14 protein-coding genes are annotated in these 14,474 nt (G+C 72.2%); 9 read left to right on the top strand and 5 right to left on the bottom strand.

Annotation, left to right across the window (positions count from 1 at the left end):
* Positions 1–194: DUF4153 domain-containing protein (locus BG452_RS45685; protein ID WP_317621087.1), on the bottom strand; the 194-nt coding region annotated here is incomplete at its 3' end.
* A gap of 70 nt (positions 195–264) precedes the next feature.
* Between BG452_RS45685 and BG452_RS45680 the strand changes: the two genes are divergently transcribed.
* On the top strand, positions 265–867 hold the full coding sequence (locus BG452_RS45680; RefSeq protein WP_317621086.1) for a polysaccharide deacetylase family protein: 603 nt from the start codon (positions 265–267) through the stop codon (positions 865–867).
* 1 nt (position 868) lies between these two features.
* On the opposite strand, the gene BG452_RS16780 is transcribed toward BG452_RS45680, so the two are convergent.
* Together BG452_RS16780 and BG452_RS45675 are read right to left on the bottom strand one after the other, a co-directional pair.
* A complete protein-coding gene (locus BG452_RS16780; RefSeq protein WP_317621085.1) occupies positions 869–2,035 on the bottom strand; it encodes a class I SAM-dependent methyltransferase in 1,167 nt (388 codons plus the stop codon).
* A 41-nt stretch (positions 2,036–2,076) separates the two neighbouring features.
* Positions 2,077–2,412: a hypothetical protein gene (locus BG452_RS45675; protein ID WP_223242317.1), complete on the bottom strand. Its 336-nt coding sequence runs from the start codon at positions 2,410–2,412 to the stop codon at positions 2,077–2,079.
* A 248-nt stretch (positions 2,413–2,660) separates the two neighbouring features.
* Here BG452_RS45675 and groES point away from each other — a divergent pair, with 248 nt between their 5' ends.
* The 3 genes from groES (at position 2,661) to BG452_RS16765 (ending at position 6,164) form a co-directional block, all read left to right on the top strand.
* A complete protein-coding gene (groES, locus tag BG452_RS16775; RefSeq protein ID WP_014136232.1) occupies positions 2,661–2,966 on the top strand; it encodes a co-chaperone GroES in 306 nt (101 codons plus the stop codon).
* A gap of 131 nt (positions 2,967–3,097) precedes the next feature.
* The gene (gene groL / locus BG452_RS16770) at positions 3,098–4,726 is read left to right on the top strand and encodes a chaperonin GroEL (protein WP_188305107.1); all 1,629 of its coding nucleotides are present in this window, start codon (positions 3,098–3,100) and stop codon (positions 4,724–4,726) included.
* Positions 4,727–5,165: 439 nt separating this feature from the next.
* Entirely contained in the window at positions 5,166–6,164 is a 999-nt protein-coding gene (locus BG452_RS16765; protein WP_188305106.1) for a LysR family transcriptional regulator, read from the top strand.
* 89 nt (positions 6,165–6,253) lie between these two features.
* On the opposite strand, the gene BG452_RS16760 is transcribed toward BG452_RS16765, so the two are convergent.
* A complete protein-coding gene (locus BG452_RS16760) occupies positions 6,254–6,580 on the bottom strand; it encodes a WhiB family transcriptional regulator (protein WP_049654358.1) in 327 nt (108 codons plus the stop codon).
* A 561-nt stretch (positions 6,581–7,141) separates the two neighbouring features.
* Between BG452_RS16760 and BG452_RS16755 the strand changes: the two genes are divergently transcribed.
* The 4 genes from BG452_RS16755 (at position 7,142) to BG452_RS16740 (ending at position 11,893) form a co-directional block, all read left to right on the top strand.
* Positions 7,142–7,753: a response regulator transcription factor gene (locus BG452_RS16755; RefSeq protein WP_014136228.1), complete on the top strand. Its 612-nt coding sequence runs from the start codon at positions 7,142–7,144 to the stop codon at positions 7,751–7,753.
* A 335-nt stretch (positions 7,754–8,088) separates the two neighbouring features.
* Entirely contained in the window at positions 8,089–8,805 is a 717-nt protein-coding gene (locus BG452_RS16750; RefSeq protein WP_188305105.1) for a sigma-70 family RNA polymerase sigma factor, read from the top strand.
* A 276-nt stretch (positions 8,806–9,081) separates the two neighbouring features.
* Entirely contained in the window at positions 9,082–10,584 is a 1,503-nt protein-coding gene (gene guaB, locus BG452_RS16745; RefSeq protein ID WP_188305104.1) for an IMP dehydrogenase, read from the top strand.
* A gap of 181 nt (positions 10,585–10,765) precedes the next feature.
* Positions 10,766–11,893 carry a GuaB3 family IMP dehydrogenase-related protein gene (locus tag BG452_RS16740; protein ID WP_188305103.1) on the top strand — a complete coding sequence of 376 codons (1,128 nt, stop codon included), beginning with the start codon at positions 10,766–10,768 and terminating at the stop codon, positions 11,891–11,893.
* Positions 11,894–12,303: 410 nt separating this feature from the next.
* On the opposite strand, the gene BG452_RS16735 is transcribed toward BG452_RS16740, so the two are convergent.
* Positions 12,304–12,861 carry a hypothetical protein gene (locus BG452_RS16735; RefSeq protein WP_188305102.1) on the bottom strand — a complete coding sequence of 186 codons (558 nt, stop codon included), beginning with the start codon at positions 12,859–12,861 and terminating at the stop codon, positions 12,304–12,306.
* Between the two features lie 252 nt (positions 12,862–13,113).
* Here BG452_RS16735 and BG452_RS16730 point away from each other — a divergent pair.
* A partial coding sequence (locus BG452_RS16730; RefSeq protein WP_188305101.1) for a serine/threonine-protein kinase occupies positions 13,114–14,474 on the top strand: 1,361 nt, incomplete at its 3' end.

Genomic DNA, 14,474 nt, shown 5'->3' with positions numbered 1-14,474 from the left:
CGGGTGAGCCCCGCGGTGATCAGCAGCAGGAAGACGACGCCCAGCCAGATCTCGACCACCAGCACCCACAGCCGCAGCCGGGTGAGGCCGGAGGCGTCCACGTAGAACCACATCCGGCCGAGCGCCGCGGCCACCACGCCCGGCGCGGCCCCGGCCCAGGGCGACGCCGCGGACTGGGCGAAGTGGAACCTCAAGCCGCTGGCACCGGCCCCCGCGCCGCCCGCCGACAAGCCCATCAAGCTCGAACGCACCGGCACCGTACCGGTGTTCAGCGATGTGAAGACCGCCGACAAGGTCGTCTTCATCACCATCGACGACGGCGCCGAGAAGGACCCGAAGTTCGTCGAGATGCTGACCGACCTCAAGGTGCCGATCTCGATGTTCCTGACCAAGGACATCGTCAAGAACGACTACGGCTACTTCAAGCCGCTCCAGGCACTGGGCAACCACATCCAGAACCACACCGTCACCCACCCGGTGATGAGCAAGCTCCCGGCGGACAAGCAGAAGTCCGAGATCTGCGAGGACCAGGCCGCGCTCACCCAGCAGTACGGCACCGCCCCGCTGCTGTTCCGCCCGCCGTTCGGCGACGGCGCCAACACCCCCACGCTCAACACGTCGGTGCAGCAGTGCGGTCCGCGGGCGATCGTGCTCTGGCGCGAGTCGATGCAGATCCACGACATGCAGTACCAGGCGGGGGACAAGAAGCTGAAGTCCGGCGACATCATCCTGGCGCACTTCCGCGGCCCCAAGGAGCTCAAGGGCGCCACGATGACCCAGATGTTCGCGGACCTGCTGGCCCGCATCCAGGAGCAGGGCTTCTCGGTGGCCCGGCTGGAGGACTACATCCAGGCGCCGGCCTCGTAGGTCAGACCGGCTGTCCCAGCATCATCAGCGGCCCGGCGTCGGTGCGGCTGAGGATCACCGTGACGGCGTTCGGCCCGGAGGGCTTGAGCTGGCGGCGCAGCTCCTCCGGGGTGATCGCCATCCCGCGCTTCTTGATCACCACCGTGCCGACCGCGCGCTCGCGCAGCAGCGCCTTCAGCCTCTTGACGTTGTACGGCAGCACGTCGGTGAGCTCGTAGGCGTGCGCGTACGGGGTGGCGACCAGCCGGTCCGAGGTCACGTAGGCGATCTTCGGGTCGATCAGCCGGCCGTCGACCTGCCCGGCCACCTCGGCCACCAGGTGCGCCCGGATCACCGCGCCGTCCGGCTCGTACAGGTACCGCCCGACCGGGCCGGCCGGCGGGTCGGGCAGGTCGCCGCCGGTCAGGGTGGCGCCGTGCGGCAGCAGGGTGGCGCGGTGCGGGCGGGTCGCCCCGGTGCCGAACCAGAGCACCGCCTCCTTGACGTCCCCGTGGTCGGAGACCCACTCGGCCTCGGCGTCCGCCGGGACGGCCTCGTGCGGGATGCCCGGGGCGACCTTCAGGGCGCCGATCGGGGTCCGCCGGCCGGCCTCGATCGCCCAGGACAGCGGCGGGGCGTACGCCTCCGGGTCGAACACCCGGCCGCGCGAGGTGCGCCGGGCCGGGTCGGTGAACACCGCGTCGTAGCCGGTGACGTCCACCTCGGCGACGTCCGCGCAGCGCACCTCGACCAGCTCGGACAGGCCCAGCGCGGCGGCGTTGGCCGCGGTGGCGGCGCAGGCCGCCGGGTCCCTGTCGACGGCCAGCACGTGGATCCCGGCCCGGGCCAGCGCCAGCACGTCCCCGCCGATGCCGCAGCACAGGTCCGCGAGGCGCCGTACGCCCAACTCGGCGAAGCGGCGGGCCCGCCACTCGGCCACGCTGCGCCGGGTGGACTGCTCGACCCCGTTGGGCGTGAAGTACATCAGGTCGGCGTCCGCCCCGAACTTCGCCCGGGCCCGCTGCCGCAGCCGCGCCTGCCCGAACGCCGCCGACACCAGCTCCGCCGGGTGCTCCCGCCGCAGCCTGGTGGCCAGCGCCAGCTCCTCCTCGGGGGCGAACTCGCGCAGCTCGGCGAGCAGGGCCTGACCCTCGGGGGTCAGCAGGGGCTGGAGGTTCTCGGTGTCCACGGGGTCATTCTGACCGGTCAGCGGCGGTGCGGGCGTTCCGTTCAGCGCCAGAGGACGCCCGAGGAGAGGGTCGCGGGCAGCAGGAACGGCGAGAGCGCGGCGACGACCGGGAGGAGCTGGTAGCCGGACCGCCGGGTGCGGACGGCCACCAGCACGCCGGCCACCAGGGCGGCGATCGGGGCGGCCGTCATCCCGACGCCCAGGAAGGCCCAGCCGTGCCCGTCCCCGTCGTCCCCGGCGCCGGGGCCGTTGCCGAGGCCGGCGATGAAGGAGAAGACGACGAACGGGAGCACGACCCCGATCAGGGGCAGTGCCAGCAGGGCGAGGGACACGTCCTTGAGCGGGGCCGGGCGGACGTGCGTCGGGAGCGAGGTCATGGCAGGAGTCTGGCCGCCCGGCCGGGGATCGCACATGAGTACGGCTACTCATCCGTAGCCTGGGCTCCTGGGGCGCGCCGTTGGCACTCTGGTTGACTGAGTGCTAACGGCAGCCTATGGTCGTCCTTGGCGCTCCCCCCGTGGGGAGTGCTAATGCGAAGACGTGTGTCTGACCCCCGCGACGGCAGGCACGCAGGTTCGCCCCTACCCGTTAGAAAACCCCGTAATCTCCGAAGGGGAGCTCGGACGTGACCACCAGCAGCAAGGTTGCCATCAAGCCGCTCGAGGACCGCATTGTGGTCCAGCCGCTCGACGCCGAGACCACCACGGCCTCCGGCCTGGTTATCCCGGACACCGCCAAGGAGAAGCCCCAGGAGGGCGTCGTCCTGGCTGTCGGCCCGGGCCGCTTCGAGGACGGCCAGCGTCTGCCGCTCGACGTCGCCGTCGGTGACATCGTCCTGTACTCGAAGTACGGCGGCACCGAGGTGAAGTACCAGGGCGAGGAGTACCTCGTCCTCTCGGCGCGCGACGTTCTCGCCATCATCGAGAAGTAAACGCAGCACCGAGAAGCAAGTCGTTCCGACCCGCCCCGGATCCGTGTCCCAAGTGACAGGGGCCCGGGGCGTGGTTGTTGGTTCACGTAGTTCGGCGGCCGGCCGGCCGCAGCCCCGAGGGAATAGGGAACATGGCGAAGATCCTGCAGTTCGACGAGGACGCCCGCCGCTCGCTGGAGCGCGGTGTCAACAAGCTGGCCGACACCGTCAAGGTGACCATCGGCCCCAAGGGCCGCAACGTCGTCATCGACAAGAAGTTCGGCGCCCCGACCATCACCAACGACGGTGTCACCATCGCCCGTGAGGTCGAGCTGGACGACCCGTACGAGAACCTTGGCGCGCAGCTCGTCAAGGAGGTCGCCACCAAGACCAACGACGTCGCGGGTGACGGCACCACCACCGCCACCGTGCTGGCCCAGGCCCTGGTCAACGAGGGTCTGCGCAACGTCGCCGCCGGTGCCGGCCCGGCCGCCCTGAAGAAGGGCATCGACAAGGCCGTCGCCGCCGTCTCCGAGCACCTGCTGTCCGTCGCCCGCGAGATCGAGGGCAAGGACGACGTCGCCGCCGTCGCGTCCCTCTCCGCGCAGGACACCCAGGTCGGCGAGCTGATCGCCGAGGCGATCGACAAAGTCGGCAAGGACGGTGTCATCACCGTCGAGGAGTCGAACACCTTCGGCGTGGAGCTGGACTTCACCGAGGGCATGCAGTTCGACAAGGGCTACCTGTCGCCGTACTTCGTCACCGACGCGGAGCGTCAGGAGGCGGTCCTCGAGGACCCGTACATCCTGATCAACCAGGGCAAGATCTCCTCCATCCAGGAGCTGCTGCCGCTGCTGGAGAAGATCCTGCAGTCCGGCGCCTCCAAGCCGCTGCTGATCATCGCCGAGGACGTCGACGGCGAGGCGCTGTCGACCCTGGTCGTGAACAAGATCCGCGGCACCTTCAACGCCGTCGCCGTCAAGGCCCCGGGCTTCGGCGACCGCCGCAAGGCGATCCTCGGCGACCTGGCCGTCCTCACCGGCGGCACGGTCATCTCCGAGGAGGTCGGCCTCAAGCTCGACCAGGCCGGTCTGGACGTGCTGGGCACCGCCCGCCGCGTGACCATCACCAAGGACGAGACCACCATCGTCGACGGTGCCGGTGACTCCGAGGCCGTGACCGGCCGCGTCGCCCAGATCAAGGGCGAGATCGCCGCGACCGACTCCGACTGGGACCGCGAGAAGCTGCAGGAGCGCCTGGCCAAGCTGGCCGGCGGCGTCTGCGTCATCAAGGTCGGCGCCGCCACCGAGGTGGAGCTGAAGGAGCGCAAGCACCGCCTGGAGGACGCCATCTCGGCGACCCGTGCCGCGGTCGAGGAGGGCATCGTCGCCGGCGGTGGCGCCTCCCTGGTGCACGCCGCCAAGGTGCTGGACGGCGGCCTCGGCCTGTCGGGTGACGAGGCCACCGGTGTCGCCGTGGTCCGCAAGGCGCTGCACGAGCCGCTGCGCTGGATCGCCCAGAACGCCGGCCTGGAGGGCTACGTCATCACCCACAAGGTCGCCGAGCTGGAGGCGGGCTTCGGCTACAACGCCGCCACCGGCGAGTACGGCGACCTGCTGAAGGCCGGCGTCATCGACCCGGTCAAGGTCACCCGTTCCGCCCTGGAGAACGCCGCCTCGATCGCCTCCCTGCTGCTCACCACCGAGACCCTCGTGGTGGAGAAGAAGGAGGAGGAGCCGGAGGCCGGCCACTCGCACGGCGGCCACGGCCACTCGCACTGACGCCCCGGCGCGACAGCCACAGCGTCTGACCGGAGGCCCGGTCCGTACCCCGCACGGGGTGGCGGGCCGGGCCTCCGGCTGTTATTCGCCCGCTCGCCTCCGGGCCGCTCCGATCCGGTGCCGACGGTCGGCGGGCGCTGCGCCACCTCCTTCGTCGGCGGCTGGGCCCTTCTCGCTTTCGGCACCGGCGCGCCCCTTCGGCTCGGGGCGGGGGCTCGCCCGCTCGCCTCCGGGTCGCTCGGGTCCGGTGCCGACGGTCGGCGGGCGCTGCGCCACCTCCTTCGTCGGCGGCTGGGCCCTTCTCCCTTTCGGCACCGGCGCGCCCCTTCGGCTCGGGGCGGGGCTCGCCCGCTCGCCTTCTGGGCGCTCGGGGCGGCGCTTGAGGCTTCAACTATCAGTAGAATTTTGCGGAAAGCAAAGATTGCCTTATAACTGAGGCATGATCGAGGCCCGCCATCTCCGCGTCCTGCGTGCCGTCGCCCGCACCGGCTCCTTCTCCGCCGCCGCCCGCGAGCTGGGGTGCACCCAGCCCGCCATCAGCCAGCAGATGAAGGCCCTGGAGAAGTCGGTGGACACCCCGCTGGTGGTCCGCTCGGGCCGCGGGATGCAGCTCAGCGAGGCCGGGCGGGTTCTGCTCAAGCATGCCACCGGAATCCTGGCCGGGCTCTCCGCCGCCGAGGAGGAGGTGGCCGCGATCGCCGGGCTGCGGGCCGGACGGGTGCGGCTGGTCTCCTTCCCGACCGCGAGTTCCACCCTGGTGCCGCCCGCGGTCGCCCGCCTGCGGGACGGCCATCCGGGGGTGCGCGTGTCGCTGGTCGAGGCCGAGCCGCCGGAGTCGCTGGCGATGCTGCGCGGCGGCGAGTGCGAGATCGCGCTGGCCTTCCGCTACCCGCCGTCCGACGGCGCGACCGTGGTGTCGGCGCCCGCCCACGGCTCGCCGCGCGAGGCACGGGCCGAGGCCAATCTGGAGGCGCAACAGCTGTCGGCCGGAACCGACTGGTCCGACCTGGTGGTCACCCCGCTGCTGGACGATCCGCTGGTGGGCCTGCTGCCCGCCGCCCACCCGCTGGCCGGGCGGGGCGGTCCGGTGGAGCTGGCCGAGCTGGCGGGGGAGCAGTGGATCGCCGGCTGTCCGCAGTGCCGGGGGCACCTGGTGGAGCTGTGTGCGGGGGCGGGCTTCGAGCCCCGGATCGACTTCGCGACCGACGACTACCCGGCGGTGGTCGGCCTGGTGGCGGCCGGGCTGGGGGTGGCGGTGCTGCCCCGGCTGGCCCTGCAGTCGGTGCGTCCTGACGGCGTGTCGACGGTGCCGGTGCGGACGGCCTCCGGGGCGCCGGCGGTGCGCCAGGTGGTGGCGCTGACCCTGCCGGACCTGGCCGAGGTGCCGGCCGTCGCGCTGATGCGGGAGCGGCTGGCGGATGCGGCCGCCGATCGTTGACGGTCGGTGACCGGGGCCCCTGAAAGGGGGTGGGGTGGCCTGAGGCGCCGCGAAGAAACGTTTCTTCACGGCGCACCGTGGAGGCGGGTCTAACGCTGCGCGACCGCCGGCGGGGCCAACGGGACCTCCACCAGGCGGTGCCGCGAGCGGCCCAGCATCTCCTCGCGCTCGTCCTCCGTCATCCCGCCCCAGACGCCGTACGGCTCACGGACCGCCAGGGCGTGCGCGGCGCACTCGGCGATCACTGGGCAGCGCATGCAGACCTCCTTGGCGCTGGCCTCGCGTGAACTGCGGGCCGCTCCGCGCTCGCCCTCGGGGTGGAAGAAGAGCGAGCTGTCCACGCCACGGCAGGCTGCCGAGAGCTGCCAGTCCCAGAGGTCCGCATTGGGACCGGGGAGGCGGGAGAAATCTGCCATGACTCATTCCCTTCAGAGGCGGTCGGCGGCGGCCGGGCGTTTCGGCGGGCTGCTGCCGAACGGTGCCCGGCGGGGCGTCCCGCGCTGGTGTGGACACCTGGAAATATGACTTAAGGCAACTCCATGGACAAGTCACCCACACACTGGCACAACAGTCAATGACCATACGAAAGCTATAAAAACGGGCAAAGTGGGCAAGGGGTTCGGCGGGCGCGGGCGTGGCAATCGGGTGGCCGGAGGGCGCGCGACGCACCGCGCCGGTGTGCGGGTCGTGCGCCCACCGCGCGCGAGCTGCGCAAAACTGCGGCGTGTGCACCGCGATGCGGCTGATCGGTAATGGGTTGGCCACGTACAGTGGTGGAGATGGCCTGTGGGCCGTAACTCATTCGAGTGACGGTCGTTGGAAGTGCGGAGGCGGTTAGCGGGCGCCGGACGTCGGGAACGATCGCGGGCAAGTCGGGGCGATCAGTACGAAGTCCGTCGCCGATCGGCCGTGTCGGAGAGGTTCGTACCAGCCAGGAGGCTCAACGTGACGCGGATCAGCTGCGGAGGACGACGGTCATGACTTCCGTTCTCGTTTGCGACGATTCCCCGCTCGCCCGCGAGGCGCTTCGCCGCGCCGTCGCGACCGTACCCGGTGTGGACCGGGTCACCACCGCGACGAACGGGGAGGAGGTCCTCCGCCGCTGGGTGGCCGACCGCTCCGATCTCGTCCTGATGGACGTCCGGATGCCCGGCCTCGGCGGGGTCGAGACGGTCCGGCGGTTGCTGTCCGCCGATCCGGGCGCTCGGATCATCATGCTCACCGTCGCCGAGGACCTCGACGGTGTCGCGCTCGCGGTGGCCGCGGGTGCCCGCGGCTACCTGCACAAGGACGCCTCGCGCGCCGAACTGCGGGCCACCGTCACCCAGGCCCTCGCCGACCCGACCTGGCGGCTCGCCCCGCGCCGGCTGCGCAGCCCCGACATGGGCGCGGCACCGACCCTGACGGCGCGTGAGATCCAGGTCCTGGAGGGCATGAGCCACGGGCGCAGCAACGCGGAGATCGGGCGCGAGCTGTTCCTGTCCGAGGACACCGTGAAGACCCACGCCCGACGGCTGTTCAAGAAGCTCGGGGCCTCCGACCGCGCGCACGCGGTGGCACTGGGTTTCCGCTGGGGCCTGGTCCGCTGACAACCGGCGGCGCCGCCGGTTGCGGCGCACCGCCGTCGAATTCCGGAACGGGCGCCGCACAGGCGTGTGACGTTACGGTCCCGAGGTTGCACCATGGAGGTGTGGAGCACCTCGGGGACCAGCGGACAGGCACTGCGGCGAACCACGCAGCCGCAGGACACTCGGCGAACGGCGCGACGGACGGGGCCACCCACGGTGGCGGGGCGGAAGGCGGCACGGTGCAGGAGGGGCCGGTGGTGCGCGGCACGCCGCACGGTGCCGCAGCGCATAACGTTCCGGTGCACAACTCCGGACGCGGTGCCGCGTTTTCTCGATCGACCAGGCACCATGGACCGATGCGCGACGATGTCGCCGGTGCGGCCGGCCAGGCGGACCCGGGTGAGGCCGAGCCCTCCGACCCGGGCCACGATCCGTCGTACACGGAGTCCGGTGGCTCCGGCGCGCAGGCCGGTCCGGGCCGCCCGCCGGTGCTCGGCACGGGCGGCTCGCCCCTGGTGGGCGAACTGGTCGCGGCCGCCGTGCGCGGCGAGGGCCCGGCCATCGACGCGCTGCTCGCCTACGTCCACCCGCTCGCGCTGCGGTACTGCCGCGCCAAGCTCGTCCGGCTGCCCGGCGGGGCCCGGCACCACGTGGACGACGTGGCCCAGGAGGTCTGCGTCGCCGTGCTGTGCGCGCTGCCCCGGTACAAGGACCAGGGGCGGCCGTTCGAAGCCTTCGTCTACGGCATCGCCGCGCACAAGATCGCCGATCTGCAGCGGGCCGCGATGCGCGGGCCCGGTTCGACCGTCGTGCCGCAGGACGACCTGCCGGAGGTGCCGGACGAGGCGCTCGGCCCGGAGGAGCAGGCGCTGCTGAGCAGCGACGCGGCCTGGGCCAAGGAGCTGCTCTCCAACCTGCCGGCCCGTCAGCGCGAACTGGTGCTGCTGCGGGTGGCCGCCGGGCTGTCCGCGGAGGAGACCGGCGAGGTGCTCGGGATGTCGCCGGGGGCCGTCCGGGTGGCCCAGCACCGGGCGCTCAGCCGGCTGCGGGCGCTCGCGGAGGAGTCCTCCTGATCCGGAGGAGCAGGTCCGGGGGCCCGTGCGCGGCGGAATGAGCTGCTGGGGGTGCTTGTTGTCAAGGGCACACGAGGGCACATTCGCGGTGCCAGTACCATGGGGTATCGGCGCCTGGGCAGGTTGCCAAAGTTTCGCGGGTGCGCACGGGGTTTCCTTGGAGGTTCGTCCAAGTCCGGCCCACCCGGCTTTCGGCGGTCTGCGCGAGTGAGCGATCAACGCGCCCCCTCCCTCTGGGCGCGAGCGGATTAGGCCGGCCACGGAAGGTACCCCCAAATGTCTTACAACGCCGCAGGCGTACCCGAGAAGTTCGCCATGCTCGGGCTCACGTTCGATGACGTCCTGCTGCTGCCCGGGGCCTCCGCGGTGCTGCCGAACGAGGTCGACACCTCCTCGCGGATCTCCCGGAACGTCCGCGTCAACATCCCGCTGCTGTCCGCGGCGATGGACAAGGTCACCGAGGCGCGGATGGCCATTTCGATGGCCCGCCAGGGCGGCGTCGGCGTCCTGCACCGCAACCTGTCGGTCGAGGACCAGGCCAACCAGGTCGACCTGGTGAAGCGCTCCGAGTCCGGCATGGTCACCGACCCGATCACGGTCGGCCCGGACACCACCCTCGCCGAGGCCGACGCGCTGTGCGCCAAGTTCCGCATCTCCGGCGTGCCGATCGCCGACGAGGGCGGCAAGCTGCTCGGCATCGTCACCAACCGTGACATGGCCTTCGAGTCGGACCGCAGCCGCCAGGTCCGCGAGATCATGACCCCGATGCCGCTGATCACCGGCAAGGTCGGCATCTCCGGCGAGGACGCGATGGCGCTGCTGCGCCGCCACAAGATCGAGAAGCTGCCGCTGGTCGACGACGAGGGCCGGATCAAGGGCCTGATCACCGTCAAGGACTTCGTCAAGGCCGAGCAGTACCCGAACGCCGCCAAGGACGCCGAGGGCCGTCTGCTGGTCGGTGCCGCGGTCGGCGCCAGCGCCGAGGCCTTCGACCGGGCCCAGGCCCTGGTCGAGGCGGGCGCGGACTTCCTGGTCGTCGACACCTCGCACGGCCACAGCCACAACGCGCTGGCCTGGATCTCGAAGATCAAGTCGGCCGTCGGCATCGACGTGGTCGGCGGCAACGTCGCCACCCGCGACGGCGCCCAGGCGCTGATCGACGCCGGCGTGGACGGCGTCAAGGTCGGCGTCGGCCCCGGCTCCATCTGCACCACCCGCGTCGTCGCCGGCATCGGCGTCCCGCAGATCACCGCCATCTACGAGGCCGCCCAGGCCTGCCAGGCGGCCGGCGTGCCGGTCATCGGCGACGGCGGCCTGCAGTACTCGGGCGACATCGGCAAGGCGCTGGCCGCCGGTGCCGACACCGTGATGCTCGGCTCGCTGCTGGCCGGCTGCGAGGAGTCCCCGGGCGAGCTGATGTTCATCAACGGCAAGCAGTTCAAGTCGTACCGCGGCATGGGGTCGCTGGGCGCCATGCAGTCCCGCGGCCAGGGCCGCTCGTACTCCAAGGACCGCTACTTCCAGGCCGAGGTCGCCTCGGACGACAAGCTCGTCCCCGAGGGCATCGAGGGCCAGGTGCCGTACCGCGGCCCGCTGTCCGCCGTGCTGCACCAGCTGGTCGGCGGCCTGCGCCAGACCATGGGCTACGTCGGTGCCGCCACCATCTCCGAGATGGAGAGCAAGGGCCGCTTCGTCCGGATCACCTCGGCGGGCCTCAAGGAGAGCCACCCGCACGACATCCAGATGACCGTCGAGGCGCCGAACTACTCGACCCGCTGAGCGCGCCGCCGATCGTCCTGATCGGCCCGATCGTCCGAGGGGCCCGTCGCTGCACCGCAGCGGCGGGCCCCTCGGACGATCCGGGGCGTGGGCCGTCGGGGCGGGACCAGCGGCAGTACGGGATACTGGGGGCGGCCGGGGTGACCCGGCGGGCATGAGCAACAAACCAGAAGGGCTCGAAGTGACTGAGATCGAGATCGGGCGAGGCAAGCGCGGCCGCCGGGCGTACGCCTTCGACGACATCGCCGTCGTCCCCAGCCGCCGTACGCGTGACCCAAAGGAGGTCTCGATCGCCTGGCAGATCGACGCCTACCGCTTCGAGCTGCCGTTCCTGGCTGCCCCCATGGACAGCGTGGTCTCGCCGGAGCAGGCCATCAAGATCGGCCGCCTGGGCGGTCTGGGCGTGCTGAACCTGGAAGGTCTCTGGACCCGCTACGAGGACCCGCAGCCGCTGCTGGACGAGATCGCCTCGATCACCGACGCGCCCACCGCGACCCGCCGGCTGCAGGAGATCTACTCCGCGCCGATCCGGGCCGAGCTGATCAAGCAGCGGATCCAGGAGGTCCGCGACTCCGGTGTGGTCACCGCCGCCGCGCTCTCGCCGCAGCGCACCGCCGAGTTCTCCAAGGCCGTCGTGGACGCCGGGGTCGACGTCTTCGTCATCCGCGGCACCACCGTCTCGGCCGAGCACGTCTCCAGTGCCGCCGAGCCGCTCAACCTCAAGCAGTTCATCTACGAGCTGGACGTTCCGGTGATCGTCGGTGGCTGCGCCACCTACACCGCCGCGCTGCACCTGATGCGGACCGGCGCCGCCGGGGTGCTCGTCGGGTTCGGTGGGGGCGCCGCCCACACCACCCGCAACGTGCTGGGGATCCAGGTGCCGATGGCGACCGCGGTCGCGGACGTGGCGGCGGCCCGCCGTGACTACATGGACGAGTCCGGTGGCCGCTACGTGCACGTGATCGCGGACGGGGGCGTCGGCTACAGCGGCGACATCCCGAAGGCCGTCGCCTGCGGCGCCGACGCGGTGATGATCGGTGCGGCGCTGGCCCGGGCGACCGACGCGCCGGGCAAGGGGTTCCACTGGGGGATGGAGGCCGTCCACGAGGAGCTGCCGCGCGGCAAGCGGGTGGACCTCGGGACCGTCGGCACCACCGAGGAGATCCTGACCGGGCCTTCGCACACGCCGGACGGGACCATGAACCTGTTCGGGGCGCTGCGGCGGGCGATGGCCACCACGGGGTACACGGAGCTGAAGGAGTTCCAGCGGGTCGAGGTGACGGTGAACCCGGCGCTGGATCACCGCTGAGGGGATTGCTGAAGCAGTGACGAGGGCCTCTGCCGGGTTGCCGGTGGGGGTCTTCGTTCGTTCGGGGGGGGCTCTCGGGAGGGTGGGTGCCGGGGGCGGCTCCGGGGGTGGCCGCTCCGGGGGCTGGGTGATTTTCTGACTGCCGACTCTCATCGCGGGGTGTTGAGACCGTTGGCAGTCTGAAAATCACCCGTCACGCCCCTCTCCGCAGCCACCCCCTGCGCCGCCCCCTTCCGCAGCGCGTCCCTCTCGCCTGGTGAGGAGGGGTGGGTGGGTGGGGGAGGTGGGGGGAGGGGTGCGGGGGCGGGTGGGTGCGGGTGGGGGAGGTAGGTGGGGGTGCTGGGGGCGGGTGGGTGCGGGTGGGGGTGACGGGGTGCGGGTGGGGGGCTTTGCCCTGTGCGTCTGTGGGGTCAGGTGCGGTTGGCGGTGCGGCGGGTGAGGAGGAAGCCGCCGATCAGGGCGATGGCGTAGAAGGCGAGGTCGAGGGGGCGTAGGTCGGCGCGCCAGGTGGTGAGGGTGTCGGGGAGGAGGTGGTGGGGGGTGGGGGCCTCGGCGTGGAGCAGGCGGAGGTGTTCGGTGAGCTGGCCGGTGAGGAGGGCTCCGGCGGCGAGGAGGGCGCCGAGTGGGGGGAGCAGGCGGTTTCGGCCGCCGAGGCGGCCGAGGGGGAGGGCGACCAGGCCGGCTTGGGCGATGGTGAGCCAGCCGAGGGTGTCGGCGGCGCGCAGGGGGGCGCAGCCGTAGGCGAGGCCGCTGAGGAGGGCGGCGAGGAGGGCGAGGGTGAGGGCGAGGGCGGTGCGGCGGCGGGGGGTGGTCCGGGGGGTGGTGGGTGCGTAGCCGGCGACGGGGACACCGGGCATGCCGGGGGCGACGTAGCCGTCGGGGGTGTCCAGGACCGGTGCGACCGAGTAGTGCTGGGCGGTCTGCGGGCGGGGCGATGAGCCGTCAGCGCCCGGTGTGGGTGCGGTCATGGGCGTCGAGTCCCCCCGGAAAAGACGATGAGCTGCCGAACGCTAGCAGCGCTTCGGGCAGATCTTGGCGAGTTTTCGATCACAGATCGGGCACAGAGCGTCGCACCCGTTCAGGTTCGTCCCGGGTTGGATGGGGGGCGGGTGGTCGTCGCCCCCCTGGACAGGGGATGATGGAGGCTTGGGCGTTCGGGCCCTGGCCGGGCCGACGCGCCGTCACCACGACCGCCAGCAGCACATGGGGGAACGTTCCGAATGACCCAGGCGCAGGGTTCCACCGGCCGCCTCCTGGCCGGCCGCTACCGGCTGAACGGCGTGCTCGGACGCGGCGGCATGGGCACCGTCTGGCGCGCCGAGGACGAGATGCTGGGCCGGACCGTCGCGGTCAAGGAACTGCGGATGAACGCCAGCGTCGAGGAGGAGGAGAAGCACCGGCTGATCGTCCGGACGCTGCGCGAGGCCAAGGCGACCGCGCGGATCCGGCACACCTCGGCGGTGACCGTCTTCGACGTGGTCGACGAGGACGACCGGCCGTGGATCGTCATGGAGCTGGTCGAGTCCCGCTCGCTGGCCGACGTCGTCCGGGAGGACGGGCCGCTGGCGCCCGTCCGGGCGGCGGAGATCGCGCTGGACGTGCTGGGCGTGCTGAGCGCGGCGCACGCGCTGGGCATCCTGCACCGGGACGTCAAGCCCTCCAACGTGCTGATCGGCGAGGACGGCCGGGTCGTGCTCACCGACTTCGGCATCGCCAGTGTGGAGGGCGACGCCTCGATCACCTCCACCGGGATGCTGGTCGGCGCGCCCTCGTACATATCCCCGGAGCGGGCCCGCGGGCAGAAGCCCGGGCCGCCGGCCGACCTGTGGTCGCTGGGCGGCACGCTGTACGCGATGGTCGAGGGGCGGCCGCCGTACGACCGCGGCTCGGCGCTGGCCACCCTGACCGCGGTGATGACCGAGGAGCTGACCACCCCCGCGAACGCCGGGCCGCTGCTGGCGGTCATCGAGGGGCTGTTGGAGAAGGACCCGGCGAAGCGGCTGGACGCCTCGCAGACCCGGTCGATGCTCAAGCGGGTGGTCGCGGAGGCGACCGCGAAGGCCGAGTCGACCACCGAGCACGCGATGCCGGTCGGGTCGGTGGCTGTGGGGGAGGGCAAGGCCGAGGCCGAGGCTGAGGCTGAGGTGAAGGAGGCCGGGGCGGCGGCGGAGGCGAAGCCGGCTCCGAAGCGGACCGTGGGCGGGTTGCTGGGGACGGTCCGGGTGGGGCGCCGGGCCCGGGACGAGGAGCCCGCGGCGGAGCCCGCCGACGAGAAGGGCGCCGCGAAGTCCGCGGATCCGGTGCCGGCCGCGGAGCCGATCCGGCCGGTGACCAGTGAGTGGACGATGGGCGCGACCCAGGCGGCCGGGGCCGACCCGCGCAAGGGGCGGCGGCGGCTGGCCATCGCGACCGTGGTGGTCGTGCTGCTGCTGATCGCCGGGATCGTCGCCGTCGTCCAGGCCATGGGCAGCGGGGACGGCGGGGCGAAGGGCGAGGGCACGCACAGCGCGGGTGCCACCGCGCCGGTCACGGCGACCACCGGGACCACGCCGAGCCGGCCGGCGGCCGGCGACCCGGCTCC

Origin of the sequence: Streptomyces sp. CBMA123 (assembly GCF_014596465.1) — a bacterium.
GTDB lineage: Bacteria > Actinomycetota > Actinomycetes > Streptomycetales > Streptomycetaceae > Kitasatospora.
This window is presented reverse-complemented; position numbering and strand designations above follow the sequence as displayed.

What these genes read in the sequence shown, in the direction of transcription:
- BG452_RS45675 (WP_223242317.1), bottom strand. Translation starts at nt 2,412, where the DNA reads ATGACCTCGCTCCCGACGCACGTCCGCCCGGCCCCGCTCAAGGACGTG.
- groL (WP_188305107.1), top strand. Translation starts at nt 3,098, where the DNA reads ATGGCGAAGATCCTGCAGTTCGACGAGGACGCCCGCCGCTCGCTGGAG.
- BG452_RS16765 (WP_188305106.1), top strand. Translation starts at nt 5,166, where the DNA reads ATGATCGAGGCCCGCCATCTCCGCGTCCTGCGTGCCGTCGCCCGCACC.
- BG452_RS16760 (WP_049654358.1), bottom strand. Translation starts at nt 6,580, where the DNA reads ATGGCAGATTTCTCCCGCCTCCCCGGTCCCAATGCGGACCTCTGGGAC.
- BG452_RS16755 (WP_014136228.1), top strand. Translation starts at nt 7,142, where the DNA reads ATGACTTCCGTTCTCGTTTGCGACGATTCCCCGCTCGCCCGCGAGGCG.
- BG452_RS16750 (WP_188305105.1), top strand. Translation starts at nt 8,089, where the DNA reads ATGCGCGACGATGTCGCCGGTGCGGCCGGCCAGGCGGACCCGGGTGAG.
- guaB (WP_188305104.1), top strand. Translation starts at nt 9,082, where the DNA reads ATGTCTTACAACGCCGCAGGCGTACCCGAGAAGTTCGCCATGCTCGGG.
- BG452_RS16735 (WP_188305102.1), bottom strand. Translation starts at nt 12,861, where the DNA reads ATGACCGCACCCACACCGGGCGCTGACGGCTCATCGCCCCGCCCGCAG.